The 19,466-nt window shown below is 62.0% G+C and carries 19 protein-coding genes; 8 read left to right on the forward strand and 11 right to left on the reverse strand.

What is annotated here, in order from left to right; all coding sequences use genetic code 11:
- Window positions 1-22: 22 nt before the first annotated feature.
- Window positions 23-577, reverse strand: a complete 555-nt coding sequence (locus SH809_01265; protein MDZ4698307.1) for a GNAT family N-acetyltransferase — start codon at window positions 575-577, stop codon at window positions 23-25.
- 522 nt (window positions 578-1,099) lie between these two features.
- Between SH809_01265 and SH809_01270 the strand changes: the two genes are divergently transcribed.
- Window positions 1,100-1,750: a hypothetical protein gene (locus SH809_01270; protein ID MDZ4698308.1), complete on the forward strand. Its 651-nt coding sequence runs from the start codon at window positions 1,100-1,102 to the stop codon at window positions 1,748-1,750.
- Between the two features lie 18 nt (window positions 1,751-1,768).
- Here SH809_01270 and SH809_01275 read toward each other — a convergent pair whose 3' ends face one another.
- The 8 genes from SH809_01275 to SH809_01310 form a co-directional block, all read right to left on the reverse strand.
- Window positions 1,769-2,134 (reverse strand): cupin domain-containing protein, encoded by a 366-nt coding sequence (locus tag SH809_01275; protein ID MDZ4698309.1) that lies wholly within the window; start codon window positions 2,132-2,134, stop codon window positions 1,769-1,771.
- Between the two features lie 32 nt (window positions 2,135-2,166).
- Entirely contained in the window at window positions 2,167-2,601 is a 435-nt protein-coding gene (locus SH809_01280; protein ID MDZ4698310.1) for a DUF6526 family protein, read from the reverse strand.
- Window positions 2,602-2,673: 72 nt separating this feature from the next.
- The gene (locus SH809_01285; GenBank protein ID MDZ4698311.1) at window positions 2,674-3,585 is read right to left on the reverse strand and encodes a sugar phosphate isomerase/epimerase family protein; all 912 of its coding nucleotides are present in this window, start codon (window positions 3,583-3,585) and stop codon (window positions 2,674-2,676) included.
- 90 nt (window positions 3,586-3,675) lie between these two features.
- On the reverse strand, window positions 3,676-4,923 hold the full coding sequence (locus SH809_01290; protein ID MDZ4698312.1) for a M28 family peptidase: 1,248 nt from the start codon (window positions 4,921-4,923) through the stop codon (window positions 3,676-3,678).
- Between the two features lie 8 nt (window positions 4,924-4,931).
- Window positions 4,932-5,627 (reverse strand): hypothetical protein, encoded by a 696-nt coding sequence (locus SH809_01295; GenBank protein MDZ4698313.1) that lies wholly within the window; start codon window positions 5,625-5,627, stop codon window positions 4,932-4,934.
- Window positions 5,628-5,773: 146 nt separating this feature from the next.
- Window positions 5,774-7,168, reverse strand: coding sequence for a HAMP domain-containing sensor histidine kinase (locus tag SH809_01300; protein MDZ4698314.1), 1,395 nt, complete (start codon window positions 7,166-7,168; stop codon window positions 5,774-5,776).
- 319 nt (window positions 7,169-7,487) lie between these two features.
- Window positions 7,488-8,918, reverse strand: a complete 1,431-nt coding sequence (locus SH809_01305) for a DUF1501 domain-containing protein (GenBank protein ID MDZ4698315.1) — start codon at window positions 8,916-8,918, stop codon at window positions 7,488-7,490.
- A gap of 8 nt (window positions 8,919-8,926) precedes the next feature.
- The gene (locus tag SH809_01310) at window positions 8,927-11,767 is read right to left on the reverse strand and encodes a DUF1549 domain-containing protein (GenBank protein MDZ4698316.1); all 2,841 of its coding nucleotides are present in this window, start codon (window positions 11,765-11,767) and stop codon (window positions 8,927-8,929) included.
- Window positions 11,768-11,930: 163 nt separating this feature from the next.
- Between SH809_01310 and SH809_01315 the strand changes: the two genes are divergently transcribed.
- Window positions 11,931-12,800, forward strand: a complete 870-nt coding sequence (locus tag SH809_01315; GenBank protein MDZ4698317.1) for a VOC family protein — start codon at window positions 11,931-11,933, stop codon at window positions 12,798-12,800.
- Between the two features lie 3 nt (window positions 12,801-12,803).
- On the opposite strand, the gene SH809_01320 is transcribed toward SH809_01315, so the two are convergent.
- Window positions 12,804-13,298, reverse strand: a complete 495-nt coding sequence (locus SH809_01320) for a nuclear transport factor 2 family protein (GenBank protein MDZ4698318.1) — start codon at window positions 13,296-13,298, stop codon at window positions 12,804-12,806.
- Between the two features lie 213 nt (window positions 13,299-13,511).
- On the opposite strand from SH809_01320, the gene SH809_01325 reads away from it, so the two are divergent.
- From SH809_01325 to SH809_01345, 5 genes are all read left to right on the forward strand, one after another.
- A complete protein-coding gene (locus tag SH809_01325) occupies window positions 13,512-14,645 on the forward strand; it encodes an FIST N-terminal domain-containing protein (protein ID MDZ4698319.1) in 1,134 nt (377 codons plus the stop codon).
- Window positions 14,642-16,330, forward strand: a complete 1,689-nt coding sequence (locus tag SH809_01330; protein MDZ4698320.1) for an ATP-binding protein — start codon at window positions 14,642-14,644, stop codon at window positions 16,328-16,330. Before SH809_01325 ends, SH809_01330 begins: the two co-directional genes overlap by 4 nt.
- 104 nt (window positions 16,331-16,434) lie before the next feature.
- Window positions 16,435-16,908: an FKBP-type peptidyl-prolyl cis-trans isomerase gene (locus SH809_01335; protein ID MDZ4698321.1), complete on the forward strand. Its 474-nt coding sequence runs from the start codon at window positions 16,435-16,437 to the stop codon at window positions 16,906-16,908.
- A 26-nt stretch (window positions 16,909-16,934) separates the two neighbouring features.
- On the forward strand, window positions 16,935-17,381 hold the full coding sequence (locus SH809_01340; GenBank protein MDZ4698322.1) for an FKBP-type peptidyl-prolyl cis-trans isomerase: 447 nt from the start codon (window positions 16,935-16,937) through the stop codon (window positions 17,379-17,381).
- A 35-nt stretch (window positions 17,382-17,416) separates the two neighbouring features.
- Window positions 17,417-17,833 (forward strand): heme-binding protein, encoded by a 417-nt coding sequence (locus SH809_01345; protein ID MDZ4698323.1) that lies wholly within the window; start codon window positions 17,417-17,419, stop codon window positions 17,831-17,833.
- Between the two features lie 53 nt (window positions 17,834-17,886).
- On the opposite strand, the gene SH809_01350 is transcribed toward SH809_01345, so the two are convergent.
- On the reverse strand, window positions 17,887-18,372 hold the full coding sequence (locus SH809_01350) for an SET domain-containing protein-lysine N-methyltransferase (GenBank protein MDZ4698324.1): 486 nt from the start codon (window positions 18,370-18,372) through the stop codon (window positions 17,887-17,889).
- A gap of 336 nt (window positions 18,373-18,708) precedes the next feature.
- On the opposite strand from SH809_01350, the gene SH809_01355 reads away from it, so the two are divergent.
- Window positions 18,709-19,317 (forward strand): 2OG-Fe(II) oxygenase, encoded by a 609-nt coding sequence (locus tag SH809_01355; GenBank protein MDZ4698325.1) that lies wholly within the window; start codon window positions 18,709-18,711, stop codon window positions 19,315-19,317.
- Window positions 19,318-19,466: the final 149 nt, after the last annotated feature.

Genomic DNA, 19,466 nt, shown 5'->3' on the forward strand with positions numbered 1-19,466 from the left:
CATTTCGACCCGCCCATGCGCATCATGGCGCCGCCCTTTCCTCGAATTCGCGCCGCAGGATGCCATATATTTCGGCATCTTCGAAGACATTAAACCGCAGGTAGTGTTCACGCTGGCGCCCTTCATGGCGCATGCCCACCTTGATCAGGATGCGGCCCGAGGCCGGGTTGTTGCTGAAATGGGCGGCGAAGATACGATGTAGATCGAGGTGTTGGAAGCCGTGTGCCACCACCGCCTCCGCGGCCTCGGTCCCATACCCTCGCCCCCAGTATGGCTCGCCCAGCCAGTAGCCGAGTTGCGCGTGGCGGTACGCCGGCTCCAGCATGAGCCCGATCGACCCGATCAGTTCCTGGGACGCCCGGAGTTCGATGGCGAAGTTGGTGAGCCGGCCGGCGAGGTAATCTTCCTCCTGATGACGAATCCAGCTCTCCGCTTGGCCCTCGTTGTACGGATAAGGGAGAAACGTCGTTCGCGCGACGGCTTCATTGCCCGCCAGTCGCTGTAGACGCGAGGCATCGTTGGCTCGGAAGGACCGTAATGTAAGGCGTTCCGTTTTGAGTACGGGGTGATCCCGCATAGGGCCGGTCGATAGGTGAAAAGGAGTCAGTCGGTGCGCATGCCGTTGACCTGCCATCGCATAAGCACGCCCCCCAATAATCCGATCGCCACGAAAACGCATACGCCGACGTGTGCAATGACCGAAAAGCGCGTTAGATATGCAAGACCGAAAACCATGGCCCCGCTACAGCCCCAGCGGGAAAAGAGCAGGCGCCCAGCGCCGCGGTGCGCGGGATCAAGAGCAGGATCCCTGCCGTTACTTGCCCAGCCCCATTCATCGGCAATAAAGCCGGATTGATACCATGCCTCTAAGGATTACCCGATGGACTGTCAGGCGAGGTCAGGGAGAACCCGTTGCCCATGATCCTGGGCAGCCGCGACGGCAAAAGGCGGCGACCAGCAGCGGCCTGGACAGAATCGCCAACCGTTGCCAGCCGGCATTTCTCGTGATACGGTGTGATTTTGAATACGTAAATGGGTATCCTTGCCTTTCCGCGCATGCTGTTCTGACTCACTCGGTTTTATTTCTGTACGTACCCCTATGTTCGTCGGTCATTATGCCGTTAGCCTCGCTCTGAAGAGCAAGGGCAAAAAGGCTTCGTTAGGCGTCCTATTCCTGGCCGTTCAGTTTCTGGATATCCTGTTTTTCCCGCTGGTCGTTTTCGGGGTCGAGCAACTACGGCTTGTCGAAAACTATACGGACGCCACGCACTTCGTGCTCGAATACATGCCTTACTCCCACAGCCTCGTGGCCGCGTTTCTCTGGGGAGGTCTCACGTTTTTAGCCTTTCGATTATACGCCGGCGGTAGGCGCGTCCCGCTCATCATGGCGGCGGCCGTGGTATCTCACTGGTTCCTGGATTTGATCGTACACACGCCGGATCTGCCGATCCTGTCTGGAACAGGGCCCATGGTGGGGCTGGGATTATGGAATTATGCCGGCCTCACCTTTTTCGTTGAGGCCGTGCTGCTTTTGGTGGGCCTGGGCATGTACATGCGCGCTACGCATGCGCGCACGGCTATTGGGACGTATGGGATGCCGGCGCTCGTCGTTGCGCTGATGGCGATCAATGCGGTGAATCTCTTCGCACCTCCTACCGGCAACACCATTCCCGCGCTTGCGGCCACGGCGCTCATGCTCTACCTGGCCATTGCGGCGATCGCCTTCTGGCTGGATCGTCATCGCGGGTGAGGTCCACCATCCGCTACGTCATACCCACACATCGTTCGGAGCCGTCCGGTCTCCGCCGGCTGTGCCGGTGTTGAAGACCCCTGCTGGTTCAATCAGCAGCATATGGCACTCGTCCCGCGCCGATGGCCGATGATCGACCCCCCGGGGCACGACAAACAGTTCGCCCTCGTTCAACGTCACTTCCCCATCCCGAAACTCGATCACTAGCACGCCCTTGAGAACGATAAACGTCTCGTCGGTATCCGGGTGGCTGTGCCAGACAAACCGGCCCTGAACCTTGACCAGCTTGAACTGGTAGTCGTTCATCTCGGCGATGACGCGGGGGGACCACGGCTCGCCGAATCGAAGCAACTTGTCCGCGAAATTGATGGCTTGATAGGTCATCGATGTGCCCCAATGGACATAGAGGGTGGTGTTCAGGCGCGGTTGTGATCCGCGCGCCAGTGCTGAACCGCCTTCTTGATGTCGCGATTGCTGAGGTTCTGGCTTGCGGCGCGTTCCGCGAGCTCGGGCAGTTCGCCATCCGAGGCGAAGCGGAGGGCGACGATTTGCGGCATGCTCAGACGCTGGTCCAGCATTCGGCCTGTCAGCACGTAGTGGCGGAAATTCTCTTCGGCCCGAATGGCGCGGTCCTGCGCTCGCAGCGCAAAGACTCGCGCGTAATAAAAGAGCATGGCAAGACACACTAGAATGACGGCAATGAGCGCGGCACTGTAGCTGTTGGCGCCCCGCTCATACGTCAGCGAGAGGTTGACCATCGCGCCGGCGAAGGAAAGCAGGATGAGGCCGGCCAGAAATACGTGGAAGCCAGGGACGAGCCGTGTATGGTTGGAAAACGACTGGACGCGCATGCGATTAGGGGGATCTCGTGGATGGGTGGGCAACGTTTGGAGTTCTGAGCACCGAGATAGGTGCACTGGCGCCTACAATAGATCGCGCCGCACTTCAGCGACAAACCGTTCGAGCTTCGGTACCGGGTCGCCGGGTCCCAGGGTTTCGAGCGGGATGTATCCCCGGTAGGCGGAGTCCTGCAGGATGGTGGCGATACGTGTTAAGTCGGTCTTTTCTTCCACCGTTCCTCGGAACACCGTTTCCTTGATCTGCCAGGTATAGGCGTGGGGCGCCAGGCGGGCGACCTCCTCGTAGGGATCGCCCACGCGCAGACTGCCGATGTCCAGGTTGAGGCCCAGCCAATCCGAGCCGACGGCTTCCAGCAGGCGAAGCACCTCGTCGGAGGTCTTGAGAAACTCGTTGTGCGGCTGGTAGACGATCATGACCCCGTGCTCCCGCCCGTAGGCGACGCACGTCCGCACGGCATCGACGACCTGGCTGAAGGTCGTCTCGTACGCCGTCTTGTCTACCGGCTGGCCCCGTCCGTCGAATATGCGGAGGACCGGTGCATCGAGCCGAGCGGCCACCTCTACCCAGCGTTTTACATGCGCGATTTCGGCGTCCCGTGCGGAGGCCTCCGACAGGGTGAAGTCGTTTCTGACGCCGGTGCCGCTCATGTCCAGGCCCAATCGAAACGCGTGTTTTTTGATATGAAAACAGTAGGCGTCGTCAGGGGGTGCGGGATAGCCGGTGAAGTAGTAGCCGGTGGGGTCGATGGCGTCGAATCCCAGGTCCGCGCACGCCTCGATGGCCTGCTCAAGCGTCATCGTGCCGCCGCGCAGGGGCTCGTTGAAGGAAAACATGTTGCAGCTCAGCTTGAGGTGGCCCTTTCGGGCGGGCTGCAGAACGGGCGTCTGGGCGGCGGAAGTGGAGGCCGCAGTGGCGGCAATCAGGGGAAGCGTAAGGGTGCGCTTGAGAAAGGAACGGCGATTGGTGGGCAGCATGGTCAGGGAAGCTGGTTATGGGGGTACGTCAAGATACGCATCCTCATAACCAGCTGTGCCGGGCATTTATTCGACGCGGTGTTCGTGCGGTCAGAATTGAACGTTTTTGGTCAGTGTCTCGGCGCCGCGTTTCACGACCACGGTCGCCTTGTCTCCCTTTTCGTAAGTGGCGAGCGCTTGCATATAGGCGTTGATGTCCACGATCTCGACCTCATCCATTTTAACGATGATGTCGCCCTTTTCAAGGCCGGCCTCTGCCGCCGGCCGCCCGCCGATTACGGCATCCACGCGAACACCCGTGCCCTCGGCGACATAGTCCGGCATGATGCCCATGCTCACCTTAAAGGAAGCCGCGGCGCGGCCCTGGTCCTCGTCCTTGGTCTCCGAGAACGCTAGCTTGTCATCGCCATCGAGGGCTTCGATCAGGCCCATGATAAAGCCCGTCACTTCGTGCATGCCTTCGTAATTGATCAACTCGCTGTCGTCCGCAGGCTTGTGGTATTCCTGATGCTGGCCGGTGAAGAAATGCAGTACGGGCAGATTCTGGAGGTAGAACGAGGTGTGGTCTGACGCGCCGATACCGCTGGCGTGTTTACGCACCTGTAGGCCCGTGTGGGCGAACCCGTCCAGAACGCCGTCCCACGCCGGCGACGTGCCGGTGCCGTTCACGGCCAGGACCTTTTCGGCGTTGAGCCGGCCCACCATGTCCATGTTCAGCATGTAGTTGACCTGGACGAGGGGGAGCGCGGGGTTGTTTGCGAAGTACTTGGACCCATAGAGGCCCATTTCTTCGCCTGAGAAGGCGATAAAGACGTAGTTATTGCCCGCCAGTGGGGAGGCCGCGAGGCGACGGGCCAGTTCAATGAGCACGGCGGTGCCGCTTGCATTGTCGTCGGCGCCGTTATGGATGGCGTCGCTATCCGGTTCGCGCGATCCGAAGCCGCCGTGGCCCAGATGGTCGTAATGCGCCCCTATGATCACCGTCGTGGCCGCGCCGCGATCCAGGTAGCCGACCACGTTATGCCCGATGCGTTCCTCGCCGGAGCCGGCCGGGGCATGGGGGTTGTCGCTGTAGTGAAAAGTGAAGGGCTGAAGCCATCCTTCTGACCCGAGCGTTGTAAGCCCGATTTCTTCGAACCTCGAGGCGATGTACTGTGCCGCGAGCGCCTCGCCCGGCGTGCCGGTTTGACGGCCCTCGAGCAGGTCCGACGCGAGGTAGACGACATCTACCCGCAGATCCTGGAGCGCATCAGGGGCCGGCTGGGCGTGGGCGGGTTGAACGGAGAGGCCGGCCGCCAGAGAAGCCGCGAGGACGAGCGAACGAAACGGGTTTGCCATGAATGGGGTTAGAGTGATGAAGTGGAAGAGAGCACACGCAGGTGATCGGCCAGATGTTTCAGCCGTCGGCGCTGCCGCCGGATCCAGAGCCCGAGGGTGACACGGGCCGCCGCCAGGCCCAGCAGAAGGCTCCCCGCGTAGATGAGGGCCTGAACCCAGATCGCGTGATGCAACACAGGCACCGAGGTGGCGCCTACGAGGCTCAAAAACGGGGCGATCGTGTAGGCGAAGCCGGCGGCGTGCGTAAAGGTCCGGTCGAGGCGAATGGCGGTGTACGTCTCACGGGAACTCACGTCGATGTACAACGAGCCAGTGAGATGGGATCGTTTGTGCCAGCGCAACTGGTCCTCGGATCTATGAAAGGCGCCCGGCCTCAGCAGCGCGACGGCCTCGATGAGACGCGCGGCGGTTTCAGGGGTGAGCGCGCCGGGGGCGATTCGGCCAGTCGACAATTCGAAGGGGCCGCCCCAGAACGTGCGCGCGCCATGTTCCAGATCGTACTGCTCGAGCTCGACCGCCGCGGCGCGGAGTACCTCGGCTTCGATGCCCATCTCCAGCGCGAACGACTCGATCTGCTCGTAACAGATTCCCCGTCGTGCTTCGGCATTTTCGTGATCCTGTAGCTCCGAGGCGCGCTTCAGGATGCTGCTCACTTCCCGATCACTATACAGGCGCACATGACGCAAATGCTCGGGTATCGTCATACGCGTGCGGGGAGGTTCCTCTACTTCCTGGGTGCGTGTTCGCAACGCACCACTTGCGAGCGAAACAACGGGGACAACCTACTCTCCAAAGGCGCAATGGTTCGCCCTTCAGCTCTTCCGCTGCGCGCTGCCGGGGCCTGGGTCATTCATCCGGCCATGCCGTCGCCAGGGTAGGCCTGGGGCTCTATCGGCACATCCACCTGGAACGTCGTGCCCTCATGCGAGGACGCAATCAACCGCACATCGCCGCCGATTTCCTGGGCCAGTTTACGAGCGATGGTCAGGCCCAGGCCAATGCCTCCCCTGGCGCGCGTTTGCGAGTCGTCGAGTGCCTGGAATGGCTCGAATACGCGCTCGCCCCATTCCCCGGGGATACCGTGGCCGCTATCGACGATGCGTACGGCGAGTCGCTTGTTCGCCGGCATCTCTACCTCCAACCGTACGCTGCCTTCGTCGGTGAACTTGACGGCATTGTCCAGCAACAACGTCAGGATGCGGCTCAGATGGCCGGGATAGACGAGGATGTTGGGCGCCGACGCGAGGGGGTGGTACTCGAACGTGAGGCCTTTTGCTTCGCAGGCGTAATGGGTCTTGTCGGCTAGAGGATCGATGAGAGTGGAAACAGGATGTTCGGACGCGGTTTCGAAGGCCAACTCGCCGACTCCGGTAAAGTCCAGCACCAGTTCGATGAGGTGCAACAGGTTGTGCGCCGCTGCGTCGACGATCCCGACCATCTCCTGGTTTTCTTCCGAAAGCGCCTCGTCCTTCAAAATGGTGGAGGCGCCGATGATGTGGTTCAGGGGCGTCCGTAATTCGTGCGACATGACGGCCAGAAAACGCTGACGCACGTCGAGCGCCTGAACGGCGATCTGGCGGGCCTCCGCCTCTTTGATGCGTAGACTTTCCGCTTCGGCGCGAGCGGCCTCGACAATTTCGAGACGCCGGCGCAGTTCCTCCTCGTTCTCCGCAAGCTGCTGCACCGCAAAGTCCGCCCCCACGATTATATGGTAGATATGGCGGATGCGTTCGATGAAGGAACGCGTGGGGTAAAACGAGAATGTGTAACTGGCCGAGCGCTCCGACACCTCGTACGAAAAGGCTCTATACGGCACCTTAAGCTGACGAAACGTGGCTTCGTAGGCCGAGGCGGATAACACAAAAAAGGCCCGGCAAGTCGCGAAAGGCTCGGGAATCGCGATGGAAGCGGTGGCCGTTCTCGCGTCTTTGTCGATGACGGTTTCGAATTGCAGCCCCGGAAAAAACGTGCGCATCACAAACGCGTTCATACGCATGAGGATGGACGATAAGTCCGAAAAAAGGCCGAGCACGCGCAGCAGGAGGATGCCAGAGGGAGCTTTGAAGACGTCGTAGCCGATCGTGCGGAGCCGGTCGTCGGAGCCGGCGAACGCGGCGATTCGGTTGTGAAACAGGATGCAGTGATCCCACCCTATCCATTCCGGACAGGTGCTTGCGGTATAGCCGACCCCCTGGAAGAAAAGGTGCTCGGTCATGCCGGCTTCGAGCGCGCATTGATAAATCATCAACACGGCTCGACGGCTTATCTTAGGCGTGGGGTCATGCGACATCGCGGCCTTATGCGGGTTGCCTCCACCCTACAAAATCATGTTGCCCTAATTCACCGCTCAATAGGAAATAAAACCGGGGTTCAGCGAGGCCCTGGGGCCCCTGAACGAAGATGAGAAGGGATCGTCGAAGGGTAGTATCGACACCAGGGCCCATCTGTAAAGGAGTGCGAAGCCCTGTCTACCAGCACACCCTTGTTTGGTTCTATAAGTAGTTACTAATAAAGGAGGTGAGCCCTCGCGCCGGGTTGTCTGGTATCGGGGGCGTAGGCAGCTGTTAGGAGTGCAGAATATCGAGGATGGCCTCGCCCTTTCCGTCCGGCGTCGTGTAGAAAGGACGAGCCTCGATCTCGTAGCTCGTTTCTGGCGGGATACCCAGGGCGTGGTAGATCGTCTGGTGTATCTGGTCGATCTTGACCGGGTTTTCCACCGCTTCACACGGACGTTCGTCCGCGGTGCGTCCGAAGGCATACCCTTTCTTGATGCCCCCGCCGTACATCATGATGGAGCAGCCGCTGGTGAAATGGCGGTGCATGCCGTAGTGCACGAGGTCGTCGATGGCGTCCGGGACGAACACCTGATCCTTCACTTTGGCGCCTGGCCGGCCCTCCATCATCATGTCCCGGCTGAACTCGCTCGCCAGCACGATGATCGTCCGATCCAGGTGGCCGCTCTCCTCGAGGTCCCGTACGAGCTTTGCGATCGGGCGGTCGATCAACTGCTTCATGGCCACCAGCCGTGTATGCCCATTCTCGTGGGTATCCCACCCGTGGAACGGCTCATATTCGGTCGTGACCGTGATAAAGCGCGCGCCTTCCTGTGTAAGGCGCTTCGCGAGCAGGCAGCCGAGGCCGAAGCGGCCCGTGTTGTAGGCGTCGTACGAGGCGGAGGGCTCGAGGGAGAGGTCGAAAGCGCGCGCTTCGGGCGAGTTGAGCAGACGATAGGCCTGCTCCATGGATCGCATGAGCGATTCCTTCTGGTAGTCGCTCCCGTGGTCGCCCAGCGGGCTCTCCGCGACGAGATCGCGGTAGATCTGGTTGCGCCGCTCGAAGCGGCTGGCCGTCATACCGACCGGAGGGCGGACGCTGTCGAGGCCGGTCTGAGGGTCGGGGATGAGGAACGGCCCGTACTCGGCGCCCAGGAAGCCGGCCGTGTGGAATGCTTTTAACTCCTCGGCTTCCCCTACATGAAATCGCTGCCCGATGTTGATAAACGCCGGCAGCGCCGGGTTGATGGGTCCCAGCTCACGCGCGATCCACGACCCGATATGCGGCGCGGCGACGGTCTGCGGGGGTTCGTAGCAGGTGTGCCAGTGGTATTGATGCCTGGAGTGGAGGATGAAGCCGAGGTCGCCCGACTGGTACGACCGGATGACCGTGCCCCGATCCATCACGCTCGCCATCTCTTCCAGCCCCTGGCTGAACCGGATCCCATCCACGGCCGTGGAGATCGAGGGAAAGGTGCTCAACACCCGGTTGGGGTCGATCCCTTTCTCATACGGGACATAGGTTTTGGGGTCGAACGTCTCGGTGTGCGCCATCCCGCCGGCCATCCAGAGGAGGATGACGGTGTCGGCCGTGGCGTGGGCGCGGGCGTTAGTGGCGCACGAGCTGAGGAATGTGGCCGATGGAAGGCCCGCCGCCATCGCGGCCAGCGTCGCCGCCCCGGTCCGCCGCACGAAGTCCCGACGAGATAGGCTGTTGTTCATAACGATGCTCAATAGATCAACTGAAATTCGGGCAGCATGACCAGCGCCCAGAGCAAATCCTGCACGGTCGTAGTATCCGGGGCCGCCCCCAGAAGGTCGAGCGCGACACGACGTTCGGCGTCGGTTGGAGGCCGGCTGAGGGTGGATGCGTACACGCTGTCTACCAGCACGGCCGGCGAGGCCCCCAGGGCGGCGTGCCAGTGCTCGGCGCCGATCTGCATCGTCTCGTAAAACCGATCGCCGTTGGTCATTTCCAGTGCCTGCAGCAGGGTCGTCTGCGTGGGTCGGCTGGTGATGACGGTTTCGCGGCTTTCGCGGCCGAGCGCCTTCAAAAAGTCGTCGTTGTACACCAGGGAGGCCCGGGCGAAGGCCGGCGCGGCGTCCGTCGCCTCGTGGGTAAACTGGAGGATGTACCCCCATAGGCTGTGGCTTTTGCGCTGGACATCCAGCCAGCCGACATCGTCGAAACCGGGCTCGTTCCAGCCGGCGGCCAGCGAGTCCAGCGTCTTCCAGCCCTGGCCGCTTTCGACGCGCTGGATACTCCCATCGTCGAAGGTGAGCTGGAGGCTCAGCAGGACGCCGGCGGGGTTGGGAACCGTGCCTTCGTTGACAGCCTCGACGGCGACGAGGTTGCGGCCCGGCTTCAAGAGGCCGGCCACATCGAGGCGCTCGGGCGTCCGCCAGTTGTCGGCCTCGAGGGCAAGCCGGCCATTGATATATACCTTATACGCATGGTCGGCGGTGGCGAGCAGGCTGGCGGATTGCACGGCGCCGGGGGTGTCGAAGCCGGCCCGGAAGTAACGGGCGCCGGGGTAGGCGTTCTGGGACTGGTGGATGTCCGGATACCAGATCCAGCTGGCGTCGGGGGGGTTGCTCTGGGCCTCGGGGTTAAAGGCGACGCTGACGTACACCGGGGCGACGGCTTCGCTGACGGCGTCGGCGAACTGTTCGGCGGTGAGCCGGCGAACGAGGGGTCCGGTGAACGCAAACGACTCGCTGCGCACCTGATCTTCGGACGGCGCGGTGCGGGCCGGCAGCTGGTAGACGCGAGATGTCATGATCGTCCGGAGGAGCACACGCAGGTCCTGCCCGCCGGCGGAGAAGTCGGACGCGAGCCAGTCCAGCACATCCTGATCCCAGGGTAGGCGGTCCATCTCATCGACGGGCTCGACCAGCCCGCGGCCGAGGAGCCTCGCCCAGTACCGGTTGACGAGGGTCCGCTGGAGCCGGCCATTGTCCGGATGGGTAACGAGATCGGCCAGCTGCACCAGCCGCTCGCTGACGGGGGCCGTGCCGTCGATCGTGCCAAGCTCGGGGAAGATGAATGCCGTTTCCGCCAGCCGGCCGGTGGGCTTGTCGCACCGGAAGATCTCGAGCGTGGTGTCCGCGAAGACATTCGCGAAGGCGTACGCCTCGTCGAGTTTCGTATTGCTGACGAAGCTGTCGTGGCACGAGGCGCACTTGAGATTGAGACCGAGCAGGGACTGGGAGATGTTCTGGGCGGCCTGGAGTTCGACGCGCTGGCTGGCGTTCACCGCGCCGCGCCATTTGATGCCTTTGACGAACCCATCCGATTCCGGCGACGCATCGATCAGCGCGCGCACCATGGTGTCGTAGGGCATATTATCGCGCAGGGCGTCGTAGAGCCAGCGGGTAATCTGCCGGCGCCCGCCGTCGATGTAGCCGGGGCCGGAGTAGTCGTTGCGCAGCAGGTCGTTCCAGAAGCTGAGCCAGTGCGCGGCGTAGTCCTCGTCGCGCGCCAGCAACGCATCGACGAGGCGTTCGCGCTTGTCGGGCCGACCATCCGCGACGAAACGATCCACCTCCTCGGGCAAAGGAATCAGACCGATGGCGTCCAGATAGGCCCGGCGGATGAAGCGGCGGTCGTCCACGGGCTCGTCCCACGCGATTGCATTGGCCTCGAAGTAGCGGTCCACGAGACGGTCCACCGGGTGCTTCAGGCCGCCGGCGATCGCCGGCAGTTCGGGCTTGCGCGGCGCGAGGGGCGCCTCGCGGAAGATGTTGTATTCGAGGCTGTCCGGCCAGTAGGCGCCGTCGTCGATCCAGAGGCGGATCAGCGCGATGTCTTCACCTGGCAGGGCGTCGCGTTTTTCGGGCATGGACTCCTCGTCGTTACGCGGGAGCAAGAGCCGGCGGATTAGCTCGCTATTTCCACTCCGCCCGGGCACGATCGTGGGGCCGGAGTCGCCGCCGAGGAAGGCGAATTCCTTTTCATCCAACCGCAATCCACCTTCTACCTTGTTGGAACTGTGGCATTTGTAGCAGTTGTGGGCGAAAATCGAACGGACGCCCATATTCAGCTCGATCCGCTGGGCGTCGGTGAGCGGTTCGCCGGCGTCGAGGGCGTACCGGATGGCGGGGTCGAGCGCGGTGGGCGCCGCCTGATTCCACGGCAGCACCTCCGTGAGGTACGTCTCGCCGTGCGTGAGGGACGCCCCGAAGTGCCCCGCCACGCCGACACCCACGGACGCAAGCGCCAGGGCGGCGCGGAACTGAAGCCGGTGCTCGGGTGACGGCCGGCGCGTCTCCCGCCGGAGCAACAGAAAGGCCGCCAGGGCCAGGAGGGCGGTGGCTACGCCGGACCATTTGTGCCACACGACGGTCTGGCCGGCAAACGACTCGGCGTCTGCGAGCAGCAGCCCCATGCCGGCCGCGACAACCGCGGAAGCCGCCCCCAGCGCCACGAGCAGGCGTTTGCTCCCTTCCAGATTCGGCCGTTGCCCCTTCCATGTCAGGCCTTCCACGACGAGGGCTACCAACAGGAGGGTGATGGGGAAGTGCACGATCATCGGGTGCAGTCTTCCAAGGATGACCGGGATCCAGTCCATGGGGTCGATGTGTGCCGGGTTCGGTGTTCCGGGTATCGCGACCAGCCTCGGCCGAGACTCGGAACCCGCAGCCCGCGGATTTAGTGTGTCAATATGTTTACCTGGCGTACCATGATAAATGATGGTGTTCAATCCATCAAGCACTCATTTCTTTCGCCATTCGATGGACGATCGTTCCCCGGCCAACTCCCCCTTTACTATCCACCCCGACACCCGCGTCGGGGCGGTCACTCTGGCGGTCGCTGATCTGGATGATATGCGGCGGTTTTACGAAACCGTGATGGGGCTCGACGTGATGGCGGGCTCGTCCGATGAGGCGGTGCTTGGGGCCGGTGGCCGGCCGTTGCTCCGGCTGATGCATCGCCCCGCCGGCCAGGCCGAGCCGCATGCCACGGGATTGTATCACTTCGCCCTGCTCGTGACCTCCCGGGCGCATCTGGGGGCCTGGCTGGCCCATATGGCCGGCATGGGGCACCGGCTGGACGGCGCCGGCGACCACGATGTCAGTGAGGCGCTGTATCTATCGGATCCCGAAGGCAACGGGATTGAAGTATATCGGGATCGACCGCGAACGGAGTGGACGTATGAAGGGGGGCGCGTGCGGATGGGGACGGAGCCGGTGGACATTCGGGGAGTGCTCGATGCAGGCGCCGGCGTGTCCTGGCGCGGCATGCCCGCCGGCACGACCATGGGGCACATCCACCTGCGCGTGGCCGACGTCGCGGCTACCGAAGCCTTTTATACCACCCGGTTGGGGATGACCACGATGGCGATGCTGCACGGGGCCGGGTTTTTCAGCGCCGGAGGGTATCATCATCATATCGGCGCCAATACCTGGCATTCGCGCGGAGCAGGGCCGCCGGCGGAGGGGGCGTTGGGCCTGGTGGAGGCCTCGATTGTCCTGCCCGATTCAGCGGCACTCGAGGGGCTCGTAAGCCATCTCGATGATCTCCGTCAGCCCATCGACATGAGTGGCCCGGAGCCGCTGATTCGCGATCCGTCCGGCCTTGCCCTGCGGCTGACAGTGGCATAGCTGTTACTCTTCGCGCGGGAACGACTGGTGCGCGTGTCGGATATTCCAGGACTCGCCTTCGTGGACCCACACGTACGTCCACGCGGCGTCGCGGGCGAAGGAGCCGCCGCTTTTCATCTTTGTGACGAAGCGGCCGGTGGACGAGACGATGACCAGCTGTTCGGACACGACACTTACGGTGGGCTCGCCGAACTCGATCTCCTGGTGCTCGACGCCGGCGTAAATACCGCGGTATACCTCCAGCAATTCCCCTCGCGTATACCGTTTGCCGTCAATCAGAAACACCGCATCCGGCATGTTGCTATGGTAGCGGAAGGCTGCTTCAACATTTACCGTCTCGGCGGCGTCCAGCACGTCCCGCGTCAGGCTGAGCACCATCGTCTGGAGAGTCTCGCGCTCGGCGTCGTTCGGCTGACGTACGCGCATCGTGCATCCCGTGGCAAATAAAAATAAGAGGACCAGCAGCAGCAGGGTGGTGACAACGTGTCGAGAGCGCATGATCGGAAAGCGGAAGTGAGTGACGAAGTACGAGACGCTAAAATAGGAAATGCGGTAGCGGCTCGCCAGCGTCGCGGCGCGTTTACGGGACAGGGATTTATTCAGATCGTCTTCTGGTCGATACTGGCTAGCGTATCAGGGATGCGTTCCTTGGGAATTGCATCGAGGAGAAATCGTAGGGCTCGACCAGTGCCTGTAAAGCCAATGAATACCATGGTAGAGACGAGTCTGGTTCGCCGGGGAGAGGTAATCGAAGCGGATGCCCGCGCAGCCGTCGCGGCGTTCGCGGCGCAGGTGACCCAGCCGGATATGGCCGGCGTTGTGCTTTTTTGCTCGTCGAATTACGACCCCGAAATCATCGCCGAAGCGATGCGCGCCCACTTCGACTGCCCGGTAGTGGGGTGCACCACGGCCGGCGAAATCGCCAGTACGTACCAGCGCAACGGTATCGTGGGAGCGAGTTTCCCGACTTCCCACTTCCGCCTCCACCCCGTGCTTATCACCTCGATGCGCGACTTTGGCCTTACCCGGGCCGCCATGGTCTGCCAGGACGTGGAGAGCCAGCTCGAGTTCTCCCGGCGCGCCGGCGCGGACCGCATGTTCGGGCTCCTACTGGTGGATGGACTATCGCTTCTCGAGGAGCGGGTGGTTTCAAATCTGTACAACGCCTTCAACGGGATGCCGATCGTCGGGGGATCCGCGGGGGACGATCTCCAATTCGTCGAGACGCTCGTGTATATGGACGGGCGATTCCATGAGCACGCGGCGGTCCTCGCCGTGGTCGAGACAACGCTGCCGTTCCGCGTTTTCCGATGGCAACACTTCCAGCCCACGGCCGTCGATCTGGTGGTCACCGCGTCGGATCCGGATTCACGGACGGTGTATGAGATCAACGGCGGCATGGCGACCATAGAATATGCCGCGGCCCTGGGGCTGCGGCCCGAGGAACTCGACGCACACGTTTTTTCGCTCCACCCCATTATGATTCAGATCGGCGACGAGTGGTATGTGCGCTCGATCAAACAGGCAAACGCGGATGGGAGCCTTACTTTCCTGTGCGCCATCGACTCCGGCCTCCCGCTCACCGTCGCCAACGGGGTCAATTACCTCGAAGTGCTGGGCGAGCAGATCGCGGCACTCCGGGCAGACATCGGGACGCCTTCCCTGACGATCGGGTGCGACTGTATCCTGAGGCGGATCGAGATCCTGGAAAAAGGAATCGAACAAGAGGTGGCCGGCCTCCTTAGCGAAGTAAATTTTATGGGGTTCAGCACGTTCGGCGAGCAGATCAATGGTCTCCATGTGAACCAGACGTTGACGGGCATAGCCATCGGCGAGGAGGTATGACGGAAGCGCCAATCGACCATGCCGCGCGCGTTCACGAGCTCGAGAAGAAGCTCGCGAAAGAGAAAAAAATAAACGACTCGCTCAAGGAGCGAGTCAAACAGTCCATACGCTCGACGGGCGACTCGTTTTCGCTCTTCGAAAGCAACATCGCCCTGCAGCGCGAGGTCGAACGCCGCACGCGGGACCTCGTGGTGGCGAAAGAAGCGGCGGAGTCAGCGGCGCGCGCCAAGGCCGAGTTTCTGGCAACGATGAGCCATGAAATTCGCACGCCGATGAATGGCGTGATCGGGATGACGAGCCTGCTGCTCGATATGGGTCTGGACGATGACCAGCGTGAAACCGTCGAGGTGATCCAGTCGTCCGGCCTGGCGCTGCTGTCGATCATCAATGATATTCTGGATTTTTCGAAGATCGAAGCCGGCAAGGTTGAGATCGAACACATCCCGTTTAGCCTCCGCGAGGTAATCGAGGCCGCGATCGATGTGGTGGTCGCCCGCGCCGCGGAAAAACAGCTGGAGCTCGTCAGCCGGATCGACATGGCCATCCCGACCACGTTATTCGGAGATTCCAACCGAATCCGACAGGTCGTTGTGAACCTCTTGTCCAACGCCGTCAAGTTCACGGACCAGGGTGAGATCGTGGTGGCTGTGTGTCCTGCGCCGGCGACGGGCGCCGGGTATGGATTTGGAATTTCCGTCACCGATTCCGGCATCGGCATCCCGGAGGAGAAGCTCGCCACCCTGTTCGACGCCTTTTCGCAGGTGGATGCCTCGACGACACGAAAATACGGGGGCACGGGCCTCGGCCTGTCAATTACGTCGCGCCTCGTGGAGTTGATGGGCGGTTCCATGCATGTCGAGAGCACGCCGAACGCGGGGTCGACATTTACGGCGAAACTGACGCTAACCGCCGCACCGGAGGTGGATAGGTTCGATCTTCAGACATTTAAGGGTCGACGCGCGCTCGTAGTGGACGACAACCCGCGGGCTCGCGAGACGCTCCGCTACTACCTCGAGTCGCTTGGCCTGATGTGCGCCGAGGCGGCCGACGCCGGCAGCGCCCTCACACTGGCATCCGAAGCCGCATTTGACATCGCGTTTGTCGATGTCACGATGCCCGGCGGACTTCTCGACACCCTGACGCCGCGTCTGGATCCGAGTCCATGCCTGGCGGTCGGCACCATTCTCCATCGCGCCTCGTTCGCCTCACACTACCCGTTTATGGCGAAGCCCATCAAGCTGGATGTGTTGCAAGCGTTGTTGCTGGACCGGCTCCAGGTCGTTCCATCCGAGCCGGCCCCTTTGAGGAGCGTCGTACTGGTGGAAGCCCATCCCCTCCAGCGGAAACTGACGCAGCGCGTGCTGGAATCTCTGGGACTGGTTGTCCTTTCGGTCGGTGATGCCGCCGCGGCGGCTTCGTCGCCGGGCATACAGGAAGCGGAAATACTCATGCTGTCGGCTGTATCGCCTCGGGAGGCCATCGAGTTGCGGGACGTACTACAGCCCTATCTCCAGGAGAACGCGCGGGTGCTGGCGGTCGTCGCCGAGTTGTCGGAGGGTGGGCGCTCGAAGCTGATGGAAGCCGGCTTTGCCTATGCGGTGGCGAAGCCGATCGTGCTGCAGGAGGTTCAGGAAGCCCTGCGTCGTTGCCGGGTGCGTTACGCGTTGGATCGGGTGGCGGTGTAATTTCAGGCAGATCGCACCCGCTGAAAACATCTGGGCCGGCTGAGGCGTACGTACGCTCCCGCCTGTCGGTGGCTCGCGTCCTACCCATCCCTGAACCGGTCGTCATGCCTTTTCGCCGCTTTCTCTGGATTCCGGTGCTGGTCCTCGGCATCGTATTTTCCGCCTGCGATTACTTCGATGGCGATCCGCCCGAGGAACAGATCGATAGGAACCCGCTCCCGCGCGAGGTGGCCGATTCGCTGTTCACCACAACGCCGAGTGGCCTTAAATACCACGACTTTTTTATCGGCGACGGCGTCGTGGCGGATTCCGGACAGGCGGTACAGGTGCATTACCACGGCTGGTTCGTAAATGATCAACTATTCGATAGCTCTGTGCTCCGCGGAGTCCCCATCTTTTTTGTGTTAGGTACCGGTCAGGTGATCAAGGGGTGGGACGAAGGCCTCGCCGGCATGCGGGTCGGCGGCGAGCGGCAGCTGATCATCCCCCCCAACCTGGCCTACGGCGCGGCCGGCCGAGGCGCTGTCCCACCCAACGCGACACTCGTATTCGAAGTCATCATTATGGCGGTACAGTGAGGTTGACCATGCGAACTACCTGTTTGATGATCCTTTTTTGGGGATCCATACTATCGATTTCAGCCTGTGGTCTGTTCGACTTCACGGAAGAAGTAGAACAGGAAATGCTGCCCGACGCGATCCCTCGTGTGGTGGCTGATTCGCTGTTTACGGTCACGGCGAGTGGCCTGAAATATTACGACTTCGTCGTGGGAGAAGGAGATCCAGTCGTCGCCGGCGAGACGGTGGTGGTGGATTACAATGCGTGGTTGAGCGATAGCACGTTGATCGATAGTTCTGTCCTTCGCGGTACGCCGGTGGTGATCAATCTCAGCATCGGCGAGACCATTCCGGGATGGATCGAGGGCATGGTCGGGATGCGCGCCGATGGCGAACGCCAGCTGATCATTCCTCCCGCGTTAGCGTACGGAGAAACGGGCTCCGCGGTGGTCCCGCCAAACGAAACATTGATCTTTGAGATCACGCTTTACTAACCTTCGAGTACGCGGACCGTCGAGGTCCGGCTCCCATGTACGAAACCCCCACACTTTCATACACCGACGCCCTTCGGGTGCTCGACGCGATCCGTCGTAGACTTGAAGACCCGCACAGAGGCGCCGCCATAGCCGTCGTCGACGCGCATGGCGAACTGGTGGCTTTTTTGCGGACGGATGGCTGCCCATTACCCTCGATCCAGAATGCCATCAACAAAGCCTTCACCGCGGCGCGTGAACGGAAACCGTCCGGCGCGATCGGCCAGGCGTCGCGGAACGATGGGTTTCCGATGACAAATTTTGGCGATTTGCGCTATTCGGGGTGGGGCGGCGGCGTGCCGCTGCTCTGGAGGGGGGCCGTGGTCGGCGCCGTGGGCGTGAGCGGGCTCCCGCAGGTGGAGGACGCCGAGCTGGCGGCATGGGGGGCGCAGGCACTGGGCGGCCCAGAATAAAAAAAGGCGTCTGGCGGGTCACCAGACGCCCTTCCACACGATCGCATTGCGCCTTACGCGGCGCGCATCATAGGGGTGCGGTAGGTTCGTGCGATAAATCGGGGCACGATGCCGCGCGCCAGATAATTCGTCTGAAGGTCAGTGTCGAGTGTTTTAAAGTCGGTGACGACATGCCGGCAGGTACCGTGGCTGCAAAGGCAGTCGAGCGTCCAGATGCCGTCGTCCATGGTCGTGGAATAATCGAAGCAGATTTCTTCGCCGACATGGATGGGAGCGAGGGCCACCAGCCGGCGATGCGCTACAATGCCGGCGTTCGGGTGGCAGGAGTGATTTACGTAGAGGCCCGGGGCGTCGGGGTAGATGTAGGTGAACTTGCCCGTTTGAAGTAAATTTCCAGCGTGATCGGTAAAGTGAAGCGGGTCGTTGTGGTCGATGCGTCGCCCGGAGAATCGAAGAATCAACTCCCCGGGCTTAAAGTGTCGAGAGGCGAAGACTCCACGGCCAACATGCGTCTCGCCGACGTAAATATGAGCACCCATTGCTTCGTATTCTGGGTTAGGGTGGATGCCTGGTGAAGCGCGGCAAGAAAGGACGGCTAGCCGGCTTCGCGAACAGGTCAAAATCTACGACACGCACCTGTATTAGTTACTAGTCCCGGGGACCATTCGGGCTACAATTTTTAGCGCGATCCAACGCCGCTTTTGGGGCCGGGAAAGTCGCGTTTTCTAGCATGGAAAACGGGTTCCTGGCGCATCGGCCCGGTGGAACCTATCGGGACGTGGCCGGCTATATCGGCCGGCTTATTCCTCCGGTGCCGCAACGCCCCCCCGGGTGAGCGGAAACGGGTTTATTCGAGTCTCGCTCAGGACGCATCCGTGGACACCCTTTTTGATTTTTTGGACATCGTCGATGCGATTGCGACGACGGGTTGGAGCATCACGCCCGGTTTTGTACCCGATGCCGAAATCCATCGACTGCTCGAGGCGGAACTAGCGCTGTGGCGCGAGGGGGCGTTCCGCGCCGCCGGCATCGGCGCCGGCGCGGCGGTTGAGCGCCCGGAGATTCGCAGCGACCGCATCCACTGGCTGGACCCGCTCGCCCTCCCGGAGGCCGTTGTGCCCTACTGGGAGCGGCTCGCCGCCCTGCGCCAGGAACTCAACCGAACACTCTACCTGGGCCTCCGCGGCTTCGAAGGGCATTTCGCTGTTTATCCCGCCGGCGCGTTTTATAAACGCCACCTGGACCAGTTCAAGACGGCGCCCCATCGCACGGTCTCCTGCATCCTGTACCTCAATCAGGGCTGGACGCCCGAGGATGGCGGGCTGTTACGCATCTACCCTTCCGACGCGCCCGACGATGCGGGCATCGACGTTGTACCGCGTGCCGGCACCTTCGTGTGTTTCCTGAGCGACCGCGTCCCCCACGAAGTCCTGCCCGCCCGACGCGAACGATTCAGCCTCACGGGATGGATGGATAGGAAGTGATAAGGAAAAAGGAAAAAGTGAAAAGGAAAAAGTGAAAAGTGGGTTTGTGCCCCAAACTTTTCACTTTTCACTTTGCATTTCCTCCACCAGTCGCTGGATCGTGGCCTCGTCGGCGCGGAGGAGGCCACGATCCAGCGACTGGTGGAGGA

The organism is Rhodothermales bacterium (assembly GCA_034439735.1).
Classification (GTDB): Bacteria; Bacteroidota; Rhodothermia; order Rhodothermales; family JAHQVL01; genus JAWKNW01.